The organism is [Lactobacillus] timonensis (assembly GCF_900240275.1).
GTDB lineage: Bacteria > Bacillota > Bacilli > Lactobacillales > Lactobacillaceae > Limosilactobacillus > Limosilactobacillus timonensis.
The window spans coordinates 1,451,460-1,467,038 of record NZ_LT964761.1 but is presented as its reverse complement, the minus strand read 5'-3'; the positions used below and the strand labels follow the sequence as shown (position 1 = coordinate 1,467,038).

Annotated in this window: 9 protein-coding genes; 1 reads left to right on the top strand and 8 read right to left on the bottom strand. The window is 46.5% G+C overall.

Features of this window, described 5'->3' with window-relative positions; all coding sequences use genetic code 11:
- Nucleotides 1-14 precede the first annotated feature (14 nt).
- The 6 genes from C1710_RS07090 to lepA form a co-directional block, all read right to left on the bottom strand.
- Entirely contained in the window at nt 15-926 is a 912-nt protein-coding gene (locus C1710_RS07090) for an alpha/beta hydrolase (protein ID WP_102281387.1), read from the bottom strand.
- A complete protein-coding gene (locus tag C1710_RS07085) occupies nt 923-2,227 on the bottom strand; it encodes a PTS transporter subunit EIIC (protein WP_102281385.1) in 1,305 nt (434 codons plus the stop codon). Before C1710_RS07085 ends, C1710_RS07090 begins: the two co-directional genes overlap by 4 nt.
- Complete coding sequence (locus tag C1710_RS07080) at nt 2,220-3,074, bottom strand: metallophosphoesterase family protein (RefSeq protein WP_102281384.1); 855 nt, start codon at nt 3,072-3,074, stop codon at nt 2,220-2,222. Before C1710_RS07080 ends, C1710_RS07085 begins: the two co-directional genes overlap by 8 nt.
- A gap of 27 nt (nt 3,075-3,101) precedes the next feature.
- A complete protein-coding gene (locus C1710_RS07075; protein WP_102281382.1) occupies nt 3,102-3,968 on the bottom strand; it encodes an NAD(P)-dependent oxidoreductase in 867 nt (288 codons plus the stop codon).
- A 107-nt stretch (nt 3,969-4,075) separates the two neighbouring features.
- Entirely contained in the window at nt 4,076-5,575 is a 1,500-nt protein-coding gene (gene yjeM, locus C1710_RS07070; RefSeq protein ID WP_102281381.1) for a glutamate/gamma-aminobutyrate family transporter YjeM, read from the bottom strand.
- A 188-nt stretch (nt 5,576-5,763) separates the two neighbouring features.
- Nucleotides 5,764-7,593, bottom strand: a complete 1,830-nt coding sequence (lepA, locus tag C1710_RS07065) for a translation elongation factor 4 (protein ID WP_102281379.1) — start codon at nt 7,591-7,593, stop codon at nt 5,764-5,766.
- A gap of 738 nt (nt 7,594-8,331) precedes the next feature.
- Here lepA and C1710_RS07055 point away from each other — a divergent pair.
- Nucleotides 8,332-9,726: a cell surface protein gene (locus C1710_RS07055; RefSeq protein WP_146002382.1), complete on the top strand. Its 1,395-nt coding sequence runs from the start codon at nt 8,332-8,334 to the stop codon at nt 9,724-9,726.
- A gap of 1,637 nt (nt 9,727-11,363) precedes the next feature.
- On the opposite strand, the gene C1710_RS07050 is transcribed toward C1710_RS07055, so the two are convergent.
- Nucleotides 11,364-11,948 carry a serine-rich glycoprotein adhesin gene (locus C1710_RS07050; protein WP_102281375.1) on the bottom strand — a complete coding sequence of 195 codons (585 nt, stop codon included), beginning with the start codon at nt 11,946-11,948 and terminating at the stop codon, nt 11,364-11,366.
- Nucleotides 11,949-12,697: 749 nt separating this feature from the next.
- Nucleotides 12,698-15,301: a bifunctional acetaldehyde-CoA/alcohol dehydrogenase gene (gene adhE / locus C1710_RS07045; RefSeq protein ID WP_102281374.1), complete on the bottom strand. Its 2,604-nt coding sequence runs from the start codon at nt 15,299-15,301 to the stop codon at nt 12,698-12,700.
- Nucleotides 15,302-15,579: the final 278 nt, after the last annotated feature.

Here is a 15,579-nt window from a genome sequence, read left to right as displayed (position 1 = left end):
GCCGGACGTTTTTATTAAGGCATTGTCGCCTTTTTGACTTTTGGATAGTTGCCGTTCTTCTTGTCGACAGTTGGCGCATCATCCAATAGCTCCTGGTTAATGGCTTGAACCACCTGTTCATTTTGTGGCAACGAGGAGTGTTGGGCATCTTCTCCTGTAAGAGTCATCATCGTAAAATGTTTAACCTGCTTTTGGAAGATGTACTTCCCAGCCTCCACACTTTCTTCAGGAACGAGACCGTCGCTGTCATAAGTCTCGGTTCCCATCAGTGAATAAACAATTAAATCTTTTGGTAGTCGTTTCCGGTACTTTAAAAAGTCGCTGAACATCTGTGTCTTGTTCTTGACATTGCGTTCCGAAAAGTTAAATGGCGATCCCAAAGTCATTAACCGTTTCATCGTGATTTCATCATCATAGTCTTGGTAATAATGCTCTAGCCAATAGGTCCAGATAAGGCCACCATTCGAGTGACCAAAAGCCTTGAAGTTGTTAAAACTGTACTCACTGCATAACTGACTAAAAGCCTTGTTAAGCATTTTTGCCTGCTTCTTGATGTTGTTATAACCGTCATGGTTATTTTGAAAGGCAATTACCACAATCGGTTCATTATCGTTTTTCGCAATTGAACCGCTGTACGTAATCTTGCCATTATTGTAGACCTTCATCTTCATGTAGCTGTGACGATGAGGTGCTCCATCATTTAGCTTTTTCACTAAACGGTCAAAACGGTTTGGCCCGGCAGACGATCCCGGTACCATAATTAGCGGTGAACGCGGCGAGTTATGACGTTTGGCAAGTTGTTTATTAAAATCCCTCATCCAGAAAAAAGTCGGGATGGCTAATAATACCGTGAGAACGGTGATGATAAGCAACACCCTGGTCAGCCGTGTTCTTCCAAATGGCGAGATGTGAAATAATTTTTTCATCGCTCAGCCTCCCGTTTGTCGATCAACTGAATCCGTTTCTCCACTGCCACCGCCAGACGAACAAACGGCAAATACATCACCACGTCCGCCAGTAACAATAGCAAAGAAAAGATTAAGGCAGTCGGGTAACCCGCTGTCCCCATAAAAGCCATCAGCGGCCCAGGAGTTCCCGTCAAGATCGGAAAGGCAATTGGCGGTACCAGTTGAAGGTAAATCGCCGTCATCGCCAAAAAGAGGTTGATCAACGGAATCAGCAACATGGGCAATAAGTACAACGGGTTGAGGATCACCGGAATGCCAAACATGGCGACCTGGTCAACGTTAAAAAATAGTGGAGGAATGGACCAAGCAGCTAAACGCTTTGTCCCCTTGCTATGGTCCACGACCAGTAAAGCAATCATCAGTGCCAAAATAATCCCGTCACCACCGAAACGGCAGTAGACATTGTACAAGGAAGAAGATAGGTACGGATACGGGACATGCCAGTGACCGCCATGTGCCAAGACGTAAGAAAGGTTGGCCGCCATTTGTGAAGTTTCATTTTGCCAATTCATCCCGAAAACCCCGTGCAATCCAACCCAGCCAAGGAAAGTCGAAATCAAAGAGAAGAGAAGTTTCATCAACACTGCTACTGATCCATGAAATTGACTTTGAAAACTACTGCTAACCCCATTAAAGAAGGAATAGGCTGAGGCAATGTTGAGGGCGATATCAATCACAATGCCCATCAGCAATGACACCATCAGTGGTTTGATTGTCGAATACGATCGCTGCCGTACGGCAATCACGTGGTCAGCATTGTTAGCTTTGGCCGTTGGCGTACCCAGCCAGTGGAAAAATTGCCCAACGATAAAACCAACTAGGAGGTTAATTAGGAGGAAACGGTAACCAAGCAACCGCCAGTCAAAGCTAACTGCCATCCCCCCACGGTTAAAACGATAGGCCATCAGTCCCATTGTGATGATTCCTGCCAGACCAGCTGCCTGAAAGTCACGATGGTAGTGCATGGCCGTATACTTTGCGGCACCGTAAGAAGATAATAAACCAATCATCCCCATCGTCACCGCCGTGATCCCACTGAGACAATTTTGTGCAATCTGAATAACTGCCTGGTTGCACCAGCGGTCGATGACTAACAAGTTATAGAGAAAACCATCGGCATTCAGTAACGTCAACGATAACACTTTCGCAATGGACCCAATTAAGGCTAGTGGAAAAAGCAGTACTAGCGTCCGGGCAACCACCCGGATAAAGGTTGAATGACGATACTTCACCGTCCATTGTACAATGCGATCAATCATGAGATCCTCCCGTCAGCGACTGCTGATATTGCCGGTACTCATCAGCGTAGTGATATTGCTGGTTGTAGTGGTTCACCAATTCCTGGTCATGGGTATACACCAGGCCGGTTTCCAACTGCTTATGGTAGAGTTCCGGGTACGGTATACCTGCTTTGTTCGCAGCTGGCCATTCCAATTCACGTTGGTAGGCAACATGACGAAATTCGATGTTTTCCAAGCCAATTTCGTCGACAGTTAGTAGTAAATAACGGGCCCGCAAGTCGGATTGCAACCGTGGCCAGTGGTTAAAGGGTTCGCCGACCGAACCAGGGTTTAGTACCAGCCGTTCATCGCTGGCGTACCGCATCAATTCGTGGTGAACGTGGGCATAAATTGCCACGTCTTCTTGTCCCAAAAAAGCATCCATGAAATTGGCCGAATCGTTAGTTGGAAACAGGTGCTGACCCATGTTCAATTTTGGCAAGTTATGGGCCAGCGAAAGTTTCAAGGACCCTGTCGTTACCGTTTGGTGAAGCGGCCATTCAGCAATTTCTTGAAAAACCGTTGATGGCAACTGACCAGCCAGCCACTGTGCCAACCGGGCAAAGTATACGTGCGATGGTTTTTCGAGATCCATTTTGCCAGCCGCACCCCGGACGGCGAGGTCATCCCAGTTACCGCGCACAATGTATTGCGGAGCCATTTTCTTCATTAGATGCCACACGTTGATAGCTCCCGGCCCGGGTAAAAACAGGTCGCCCATAAACCAATACTGGTCAACACCCTGCTGAAGGCTATCCTCATACATTGCTTTCAACGCGGTATAGTTGCCATGGACGTCGGCAAAAACAGCGATCTTTTGGCTCATCTTAATCCCCCTTTAGCGGCTATCAAATCAATCTTGCCACCACAGCTTAACTAGCGCCTGGGTCCCATCATTCCCCAAGCCACGGTTATCAACTAATAATTCGTATAAGTGCTTGGCAGTTTTGGTTGCTGGCAAATCCAGGTCCATCTTTTCTGATTCTTGTAAAGCAATGCGAAGATCCTTGAGGAAGTGCTTAGCAAAGAAGCCCGGTGTATAGTCCCCCTTTAGGATCCGTGGCCCATAGTTAGACAAGCTCCAGTTAGCCGCAGCGCCACCGCCGACAGTTGCCAAAATGTCGTCAAGCTTTAACCTGGCTTTCTTGGCGTAAACCAGCATTTCAACCAAGCCGGTCATCGTCCCGGCAATCATAATCTGGTTCGCCATCTTAGCATGCTGACCACTACCGGAAGTCCCAAAGTAGTGAACATCACTGCCAAACTGGGTAAAGAATTGTCGATACTGGTCAAAAGTCTGCTTATTACCACCGACCATTATCGTCAATGTGCCCTTCTTTGCACCAACGTCACCGCCAGAAACCGGCGCATCAAGCATAGTCGCACCCTTTTTAGTTGCGAGCTTTGCCAACTCAGCGGCTAACGACGGCTGACTGGTTGTCATGTCGATCAGCAGTTGCCCCGGATGGACGGCGCTCATAACCCCATTATCTGCTAGGTACACTTCCCGGACGTCGCGCGGAAAGCCAACCATCGACATAATGACATCGTTATCTTGAGTAAGCTGTGCAGGGCTGTCTGCCCAACTTGCACCATTATTTAGTACTGAAGTGGCGTGAGCCTTCGTCCGGTTATAGACGGTCACTTCATTACCAGCTCTTAACAGATTATTAATAATGCCAGTCCCCATCACACCGGTTCCAATAAAACCAATCTTCATTGAACTTCCTCCTTTTCAACTTACTTAATGATAGCACCAACCACAGTTATTGGTGAAAAATAAAAGCAAAAACAAAACCCTGGGAAATCCCAAGGTTTTGATTAATCTTACTTTTCAGCCTTGTGCTTGTGACGGCTTACGTCAACGTCATAGAAAATCCAGGCAACACCACCAAAGAAGACCGGACCAAAGATCGTCCAGAAGGCAGTCTGGTAATCGTGTTCCAGAATTGGCTGCAAGCAGGTAAAGATAATCCCGAGAGCTAGTACCAGCCAAACCACGATCACAATCAGGTTAGTCCAGAAGTGGCTCTTGTAGATTTCAAATGGCCGTTCAATATCTTGACGCTTCTTGAAAGCCGGAAAAGCTCCAACCAGGAACAAGTATGGAGCCGATGTCGTCACGTTGGCCATGTTTGTCAAAATCTGGTAGAACTTCTGAGCGGCGTTACCACCAAAGGCTACCAGGAAAATGATCATGCAGACAACGATCGCTTGTACCTGCATCGCATTAGCTGGAATACCGTGCTCGTTAATCTTAGTCAACCGTTCTGGCCACAGTTCAGGGTTAGAACCCATGATAAAAGACTTCACTGGTGAGTAAATAACAACGAAAAACGACCCACAGTATGCCAGGAACATGCTCAAGCCGGTGAAACGGGTCAATACGTTACCAATTAAAAGAGCAGTACGGTGACTGGTCCCAAGCGCATTTCCCATTTGAATACCAAGATTGTTCATCAAGATGTAGGAAATATTACCCAAGTTAACTTCGTGACCGCCAAGGACGCTGTGCCAGTTTGTGCTAATCCCCCACATCAGAATCATCAAACTGTATAAAACAGTAATCAAAATCATGGAGATGACACACCCCATCGGGAAGGTCTTTTCTGGCTTATCAATGGAGTCAATCACCCCACTCATCGATTCCAGTCCCCCATACGCGAAGATCGCGTAAACAACGAAGGAAATAATAGCAATTGGCGACTGAAAGGATGGGTTTGGCGACGTAATAAAGCTGCTAGCGTGGATTGGCTCAGCGATGGCTCCCTTATTGCCAATCCAGACAACAATACTTAAAACGATGAACAGTCCGGAAAGAACCATGACGAAGGTCCCACCAATATTGGCGACTTCGGCAATCTTATCCATACCGTGACTAGCAAAAACGGTGACTAAGATAATCCAGGCAATCCCCAACAGACCGATGACTTCGGTAGAGGTTAAACCAAAGACACCCCAAGTCTGGGTCTTATCAGCCCCAAAAAGAAGTGATGATAACGGAATCCAAACCTTGGAAGCGGTGGAAACCATCCAGACAATCCAGGCTGACAACCAAATAAAGGTACCGATAAAGGCAATCTTTTCACCAACCGACTCCTTCAGCCAAGAATAAATCCCACCCTTGGCATCCTTAAAGGCGGCGCCGTATTCGGCAAACATCAGTGAAGATGGCAGAAAGAAGAGCAATGCTGCTACCACATACCAGATGATACTACCGTAACCCATTTGGTCATAGGCCACGGTGGTGTTTGCAAAACCAAACGTCGAGGTGAAAATCATCAAGATCAGGCCAATTAGCGAGATCTTTTTCGTTTTCTCAGACATAAACTGATCCTCCTCTAGAAGAAAAAATAAATAATTGCTCATAATTAAGTATACTAGTTTTTTACTGGCCTGGAGTAATACAAATACGTATTTTTATGCCATTAAATAATCTAATAAAGGAGAAACGCCGCGGCAATAACCTGCCGTGGCGCTTTCTTTTGTATCATTATGCATTGAGTGGCGAAAAATTATTTACCTTCCTCATCAGTCTTCAAAACAGCCATGAAGGCGGCTTGCGGGATGTCAACTTTACCGACCGCCTTCATTCGTTTCTTACCGCGCTTTTGCTTTTCCAACAGCTTAGCCCGTCGATCAGGGTCCCCGGTGTGAATCCGGGCAGTAACATCTTTCCGGTAGGCCTTGATGTTTGTCCGAGCAATGATCGTAGAACCAATTGCCGCCTGAATCGGAATTTCAAAGTTCTGCCGTGGAATGATCTTCTTGAGCTTGCTGGCAATCTCCCGGCCCCGCTCGGCAGCATTATCGCGGTGAGTAATAAAGCTTAGCGCATCCACCTTGTCACCGTTTAAGAGGATATCAATCTTAACCAGGTCGCTAACCCGGTAATCGTCAATCTCGTAATCCAGCGATGCGTATCCGCGGGTACTGCTCTTTAGCTTATCAAAGAAGTCGTAGATGATTTCCGCCAATGGAATGTGGTAGATCACATTGACCCGAGTATCACTCAAATATTCCATCGTATCAAACTGACCACGCTTGCGCTGGCACAATTCCATGACTGGTCCCACATAATCGTTGGGCACCATAATTGATGCCCGCACGTATGGCTCCTTGATATCCTTAATGGCCGACGGATCAGGCATTTCTGCTGGGTTCTCCACCTCCGTCGTTGTCCCATCGTGCAGGTCAACATGATAGGTTACTGACGGCGCGGTAATAATCAAGTCGAGGTCAAATTCCCGCTCCAGCCGTTCCTGAATCACATCCATGTGCAAGAGCCCCAGAAATCCGCAACGAAACCCAAATCCCAGTGCTTGTGATGATTCCGGCTCAAAAGTGAGCGCCGCATCGTTGAGTTTCAGCTTCTCGAGGGCTTCGCGGAGGTCGTTAAACTTGGCGTTATCTGACGGGTAGAGTCCGGCATAAACCATCGGTTGCATCTGCCGGTAACCTTCCATTGGTTTAGCCGTCGGGTTATCAGCGTCGGTGATCGTGTCCCCGACCCGCGTATCCTTAATGTCCTTGATGGCGGCGGTAATGTAACCAACGTCACCGGCCATCAGTAAGTCACGTTCCAGCGGTTTTGGTGAGTTAATCCCCACTTCAGCCACTTCGTAAACGGCACCGCTGTTCATCAGCTTGATGCGGTCACCTTTTTTCACCGTTCCCTCAGCAATGCGGACAGATAACACCACACCACGATAGTCATCGTATTTCGAATCGAAAATCAGCGCCTTGAGCGGAGCCTGCAGGTCGCCAGTTGGTGCCGGAATGTCTTGGACGATTTTTTCCAGCACCCGGTCAACCCCCAAGCCCGTCTTTGCACTGACGTCGACCGCATCGCTGCAGTCCAAACCAATTTCGTCTTCAATCTGCTGACGAGTTCCTTCAGGGTCGGCGGATGGCAAGTCAATCTTGTTGACGACCGGGAGAATTTCAAGGTCGTTGTCAATAGCCAAGTAGACGTTAGCTAATGTCTGCGCTTCAACCCCCTGGGTGGCATCGACCACCAGGATCGCCCCTTCACAAGCGGCCAGTGACCGGGAAACCTCATATGAAAAGTCAACGTGTCCCGGGGTATCAATCAAGTGAAAGATGTAATCCTCGCCATCCTTGGCATGGTAAGTCAGGGCAACGGCGTTGAGCTTGATAGTAATCCCCCGCTCTCGTTCCAGCGGCATGTCGTCGAGGACCTGCGCCTTCATTTCCCGCTTGCTGATGGTGTCCGTCATTTCCAAAATTCGGTCCGCCAACGTCGACTTACCATGGTCAATGTGGGCCACGATCGAAAAATTGCGAATATGTTTTTGACGTTCCTTCATTTCGGCTAAATCCATTATCCCAACTCGCTTTCTTCCGTCTTAATAACTAATTAAGTATACCAAGTCTAACAGTATCCGTGCAATGTTACGCTATTAAGAAATCTTGTTTTTAACGTCCCTTCATTTTCAACAAAAAACACCCTACAGCACGTTGGGTACTGTAGGATGCCTAGATTTACCACTATTTAATCATTGTTGGTGATCTAATGATGATCTACGGAAGGTGCAGGGGTGTCGGCGTTTAATGCCATAAACATCAGATCAACTGGTGAGACGTTACCACTATCATCGTCGTTATTTGATATCCACTGCGATCCGCTACCACCTTGGTTAAAGGAGTAAGACCTGGAAGTTGAATTTGACTCGCTAATTGATTGTGAAATGCTGCCACTCTCGTTCTTGCTATCAACAATCGATTGTGATGTCAACTTCGACTCAGATAGACTTTCCGATGTCGACTTAGAGAAGCTATCTGATAATGACTTCGACACGCTTATGCTGTCCGATAAAGACTTGGATTCTGATGCACTAACCCTCTGTGAATCACTAGCAGATACCGAGTTAGATCTTGATCCGCTCTCTGAATTTGCTTTGCTGAGAGATGCCGACGCTGATTCAGAAACGCTAATACTCATTGAACCGCTTGCTGATACAGATTGAGATTCAGATACGTATACCGAGTTGGATTCGTACTCACTCAAACTCTTCGATCCACTTGCGGATACTGAGTTGGACTCGGATGTACTCATACTATTGGACTCGCTAGCAAATACAGAATTCGACTCACTAGCACCTACTGAATTAGATTCAGATGCAGAAACACTGTTCGATTCACTTGCGGATACCGAATTAGATTCTGAAGCACTAACGCTGTTCGATTCGCTTGCACTTACTGAGTTGGATTCTGAAGCAGATACACTGTTCGACTCAGATGCAGAAACGCTGTTTGATTCACTAGCGGATACTGAATTAGATTCTGAAGCACTAACGCTGTTCGATTCGCTTGCACTTACTGAATTCGACTCGGAAGCACTCACGCTGTTGGACTCGCTAGCACTTACCGAATTCGATTCTGAAGCACTGACGCTATTTGATTCACTAGCGGATACTGAATTGGATTCAGATGCGCTGACGCTGTTCGACTCGCTAGCACTTACTGAGTTAGATTCTGAAGTACTGATACTGTTCGATTCGCTGGCGCTGACTGAGTTGGACTCAGATGCACTCACGCTGTTGGACTCGCTAGCACTTACGGAATTCGATTCAGATGCAGAAACACTGTTCGATTCACTAGCGGATACCGAGTCCGATTCTGAAGCACTGACGCTGTTGGATTCACTAGCAGATACAGAGTTGGACTCTGAAGCAGAAACACTATTCGATTCGCTTGCACGTACTGAGTTCGATTCTGATGCACTCACGCTATTGGATTCACTAGCGGAGACCGAGTTTGATTCAGAAGCGGACACGCTATGCGATTCACTAGCACTTACCGAATTCGATTGTGATGCGCTGACGCTATTTGACTCGCTGGCTGATATCGAGTTCGATTCTGAAGCACTGACGCTATTCGACTCGCTGGCCGATACAGAGTTGGACTCTGAAGCAGAAACGCTGTTAGATTCACTCGCGCTTACTGAGTTGGATTCTGAAGCAGATACACTGTTCGACTCACTTGCGCTTACTGAGTTAGATTCAGATGCACTAACACTATTTGACTCGCTGGCCGATACAGAGTTGGACTCAGATGCACTCACACTGTTCGATTCGCTAGCACTTACGGAATTCGATTCTGATGCACTGACGCTATTTGACTCGCTGGCCGATACCGAATTCGATTCCGAAGCACTGATACTGTTGGATTCACTCGCGCTTACTGAGTTGGATTCTGAAGCACTAACGCTATTCGACTCACTAGCGGATACGGAGTTTGATTCTGAAGCCGATACACTGTTCGATTCACTAGCACTCACCGATCCAGATTCCGAAGCGGAGACAGAACTTGACAGGCTGATCGACGTCGAAAGACTTACTGAATTTGACTCTGAAACAGAAGTACTATTTGACTCACTCACACTGACCGAAGTGGATGTACTGATGCTCAAACTTCCGGAGGAAGACTCAGACAACGAGTCACTATTTGAGTAACTGTTACTTCCACTAGTAGATGTCGAACCGCTGCCACTCGTGCTTCCGCTATTACTGCCAGAAGCTAAACTGGTACTCGTTGATTTAGAATAAGAGTCTGATCCTGATCCAGAACCAGTGTTGCTAGTAGAAGTTTGACTATCGCTAATGGATCCAGATCCTGACTCAACCTCACTGGTACTCTGAGACGGCTGTGCTTTGCTAGTAGACCCAGATGTTGAAGTTGTCCCCGTACTCGAATTCGTATTCGAACCGGTATTACTATTGGTTGTTGAATTCGTTTGAGAAGTCGTCGTATTGCCAGGATTACTATTAGAAGTCTGGCTGCCCGAAGGTTGAACGCTCGAACCAGAATTGGAAACAACCGGAGTAGTGTGAACATAACTGATAGTAGTCGGCTGCTGTTTAACTGCCACGTGATTTACTGCAACTGGTTGTGCCGGTCGGATAGCTGCATTGTTTATTGGCGCACTAGCAACAGGACGAGCTGGTTCGTTCACATGTCCGTATTCAACCTGAACCGTCCCGTGATTCTTAACATGAACAACATTCTTATTAATTAGGTTAAGAATCTGCTTAGCATTTCGACTAGTATTACCATTCGTCAGCTTTACGTCACGTGCACGGTAGTCATTGTGGTTAACAACACTGGTATTCTTATCAATATCCTGAGTTCGCTGAACTTGCTTCGTCAAGTGCTTGTGGTTTGCCTGGTCGCGAGTCCACCGCCAATTAGTTACCTTAACATTGGTGGTATCTATATTGATATGCATCCGCGCGTGGTGCGTTTGGTAAGTGTGGTTGTTAGCTGCATTTAACGTAATGTGACGCGGGTTATGGATATTAACATCAGTATCCATCCCCTGACTAACAATATTAGCTCCGGACTTCAGCACCGTTCCGTTAACTAATGAATTCTTATCAAATGAGACATTAGCATGGTGGTCATTATTTGTTGGGCCCTGAACCTTGATGTTAGCTTGGGCATGACTGGCGACTTTCATGTCTAACTTAGCAGCCCCAACATTCACATTCGGCGTACTATTCTGACCGCTCGTTGACAGGAGAATATTAGCCCCGTGCTTGCTGTTTAATGAAACATTGGCATCTTTGTTAATTTGTAGCAACTGTGACTGATCAGTCTTACCATGCTGTGTCATCACAATGCTGGCATTATTGCTGTCATCAACAGTAAACTGTGCGTTCTGATCAACTTTAAAGTGTTGCTGTCCATTGCTCATCAGGCGAATGGCGTAATCCGCTACCTCCGCCCCATCAATATGAACCTTAGCATCCTTTGCAGTCGTGAAAGAATTATTGATCACGATCAGGTTAGTCTGTCCCTTGTGGAAAGACTTTACCGGCTGGTTGACGAGATGAGTGCGGTACTCATGACCATCCAGGTGATATGACTTGACGGCCTTGATACTAGTTTGTCCAGCGACTTTAAACGACTTATTTCCCTTCGCTTCGGAATTTGACCAGACGGCAGTCCCACCGACAGCGTCAACATCCTGGTAGGTCAGTTTAACATTGCCATCATGAGACATTTCGAAGGCCCCATGCTTATTGGCCGTGAATAACCGTGCATTCTTAAGGGTAATCTCATTGCTAGTTGACCCCTTTGCAGAATCAACTTACAGGCAATAATTGCCAGTATTCAGCTGGTGGCCATTAGCATTGATAGTGACATTGCGGGGAACAACGTTAATTGTCTGGGTCAGCGTGATATCATTGTCAAAATTAATAACACTAACGTTTTTATCCTGGAGAGCATGTTTTAACTGGGCTTGATTAGAGACATCAACATTCTGGTTATTGACGCTTTGACTAACTTGTTGACCATTGACTGTTTGTTGGGAAACCTGTTGCCCCATTGCAGTCCGCGTGATTGCTGACGAGCTACTTGTAGAGCCAATCACTTCAGAACCATTATTAGATATCTGCTTAGCGTGAACCGTTTGAGTATAAGCAGAAGCAGCAGCCCCACCACCAAATAAAGCAGCAATGGCAGTTAATCCCTGGACAAATGGCGATATCCCTGTATCATCATCGTCCTCTTTCAGTGCATCCCGATCAGTAAATTCTTCTTTTGATGAACGATCACGGAAAACAAAACGAAAAATCCGGGTTAAGGAAGTCATCCAACCCCGGTGAGTCTTATATAGCTTAATCCGATCCTTATCATGCTGTTCGCCACGGCTATGTTCATAACGTCTCATAATGCAACAATGCCTCCCAGCTAACCCACTATTCTATTATAAGTAGATAAAATTGCGCAATTAAAAATAAAAAGCTTTTACAATACATGATAATTGTATACCCCAATTATTATATAAACAATAGTTTATAAAAATAACAACTGTATAATAAGACAAATTACCGATAATATTTTCTGCTAACTAATCGCCAAGTAATTCAAGCATCGGCGTTCGTGGATGCTTGAACAATCATTCCCACTCCTTATCATCTGCTATGAGTGTTGCCTAACACAAAAGGGGCTGTGACATAATCTCTCTTATTCACACTAAAAGTTAACAGGCGGTACAACAAGCGCCTCTAACGTTCTGGCAAAGCCGAACACTAGAGGCCTATTGTTGCTCGCTAGGGCGGCAGATAGCCTAGCTGCGCGTCGTGATTAAGAAGTCATAAATGACTTCCGCGTTAGAACCGTTCAAAAACGAAATCATTCTGATTTCTATTTCACGGTTTGTCACGCTTTCTGGAGCTAGGTCAACCGTTATCCAGACTTTATAATTCATTTCCTATACTCGAACTTGTAGTTCCACAACCTAAAAGCAAACTATCAAAGCAAAGATAGCGGAGGTCCTTTTTTAATTCGGACTTGCAGTCCCTGGAAGCATGCTCGACCTTAGCTCTATTTTTAGAGTAACAAAAAAGTTCAGAACGATTGTTTTTCGTTCTGAACTAATCTTAGGTTGTTTACTAGTTATCAGACATCAAGATATTGTTACTTCGTTTCGACCCCCTTACCGTCATATTCATTAATCATGATTTGCTTCAAGTCTGCAATTAACGGTTCCTGTGGGTTAGCTGTCGTACATTGGTCTTCGTAAGCCAGCACAGCCAGGTGGTCAACGACCCGGTCGAAATGCTTCTTATCAACGCCCCAGGCCTTCAAACTTAGGGTAACGTCAACTGAATGTGCCAGGTCGCGAATCTTATCACATAGTTGCTGAATCAGCTCTTCGTTGGTCTTTCCTGTCAACCCAATAGTCTTTGCAATGGTTGCGTAATCATCGGCTGCCCGGAAGGTTTCGTACTTCGGCCAAGTAGTAAACTTCTTTGGTTCGGTTGCGTTGAACTTAATGACGTGTGGCATGGTGATAGCAATCGCAATCCCATGGGTCAGCCCAAACTCACCACCAAGCTTGTGCGCAATTGAGTGGTTAATTCCCAGGAAGGCGTTAGCAAAAGCCATCCCCGCGAGAGTCGACGCATTGTGCATCTCAGCTCGCGCATGTTCATCCCCGTGGTACGAGGCAGTCAAGTTGTCAAACACCAGTTTAATTGCTTGCAGTGACAGTGGACGCGTGTAATCTGAGGCCATGTTAGAAACGTAGGATTCAATTGCGTGACAAAGCACATCCAACCCTGAAGCAGCAATATTGCCCTTCGGTACGGTATCAACAAACTGCGGGTCAACAATCGCGACGTCTGGTGTCAACGCGTAGTCAGTCAACGGGTACTTTACGTGCGTCTTGGAGTCAGTAATCACAGCGAACGGTGTTACTTCTGAACCAGTCCCCGAAGTAGTCGGGATCGCAACCATTTGCGCCTTATTCGGCTTGTCAAAACGGTAAGCCCGCTTCCGGATGTTCAGGAATTTCTGCTTAGCACCAAAGAATGATGCGTCTTCACTCTCGTAGAACATCCACATTCCCTTCGCTGCATCTAGTGGCGAACCTCCACCGAGGGCGATGATAGTGTCTGGTTGGAATGACTTCATCAGGTCAACACCTTTTTTGACCGTGTCAGTAGATGGGTCGGCTTCGACATCAGAGAATACCAGGTACTGAACAGGATTTTGCCGCAGCTTCAACTGATCAGTTACAACATCCACGTACCCATGAGCCTGGATAGATGGACCGGTTACGATAAAGACGCGGTTAATATTTGGCATATCTTTCAGGTAACGTACTGAGTCACGTTCAAAGTAAACACGTGGTAGCTTGATCCATTGCATATTGTTTCGCCTCTTCGCAATCGTCTTAATATTCAACAGGTCGTAGTCAGTAACGTTATGGGAAATTGAGTTGGCACCCCATGAACCGGTTCCCAACGTCAAGGATGGCGTCATCCGGTTATAGAGGTTACCAATTCCCGACAACCCAGCTGGCGCGTTCACAATGACCCGTGAAGCCCTCATTTCGATACCAAACTTCTCGGCGAGTTTCATATCGGTTGTCTGAATGGCTGCCGTGTGTCCCAGCCCACCGTACTCCAAGAGCGCATCGCACTTAGCAAATGCGTCCGCCTGGTCTTCAGCTCGAAAGATGGACAAAACTGGACATAATTTTTCTCCAGACAGTAATTCTTGCTTGCCAATCTTCGTGATTTCCGCAGCTAACACTTGGGTATCCTTTGGTACTTTAATGTGTGCCCGCTCGGCAATCTTTTCTGCAGACATCCCGGCAATTGGTCCGTTGATACTGCCTGTCTCCGGGTTAAACATCGTTTCACGCAGTTTTGACAGTTCTGCTGCCGGAACAAAGTAAACGCGGTTGGCGATCATCAACTGCTTGAAGTCATCATAGACTTCCTGGTCAACAACAGCGGAGTTTTCCGTCGCGCAAATCATCCCGTTATCGAAGGTCTTCGACAAAACGATGTCATTGACAGCCCGCTTGAGGTTAGCGGTCTTTTCAACATAAACAGGACCGTTACCCGGGCCAACACCCAATGCCGGTTTTCCAGTCGAATAAGCTGCCTTCACCATTCCTGGGCCACCAGTAGCCAGCGTACAAGCAACACCAGGGTTGTTAATCAAAGCAGTACTGGTTTCCCGGCTCGGTTTGTCAATCCACTGAATCGCGCCTTCAGGAGCACCAGCAGCAATGGCGGCTTCTGCAACGATCTGCGCCGCGTGACGAGAACATTCTAATGCCTGCGGGTGGAAAGAAAAGATAATCGGGTTCCGGGTCTTCATTGCGATAATGGCCTTAAACAACACCGTCGATGTTGGGTTGGTGACAGGCGTAATTCCTGCCAGAACCCCGAGCGGTTCGGCAACCTTGATCAATTCGTCAGCCTTATCGTCTTCGATTACTCCGACCGTCTTGTCCTTGCGGATGTTGTGCCAGATTTCTTCGGTCGCAAACATATTTTTGATGGCTTTGTCTTCCACCACCCCACGGCCAGTTTCCTTCACCGCTTCAATGGCCAACTCCATGTGCTTGTCCTGACCAGCCTCCACCATTTGATGAGTAATCCGGTCCACGGTTTCCTGGTCAAAGTCATGCATCACCGTTAACGCTTCATGCGCCTTGGTCACCAGATCATCAACCATCTGTTCAGCTTCAGTCTTCTTATCTACCGTCACTTTTTTCGCCATTGCTAAGTTCCTCCTTTGTCGGATTACTAACTTTCGCCTATTAAGATAACCTGTTCTTGTGAAATTGTCAACAAGAGTTAAACGCTTGTTTATAAGTATTTCTGTAAATATTTGATGTACTTTGTGAAGTATAGATCATAGCTAGGTAACAAAAAAGGTTCTACACTATTCGGTACTGATGGAATTTTCCATCGGTACCGTTTTTCGTTTATGATGACAATAAAAAAAACGGACAATCACCCCAAAGCCTAAATCGTGGTGATTGTCCTCCAGAAAGG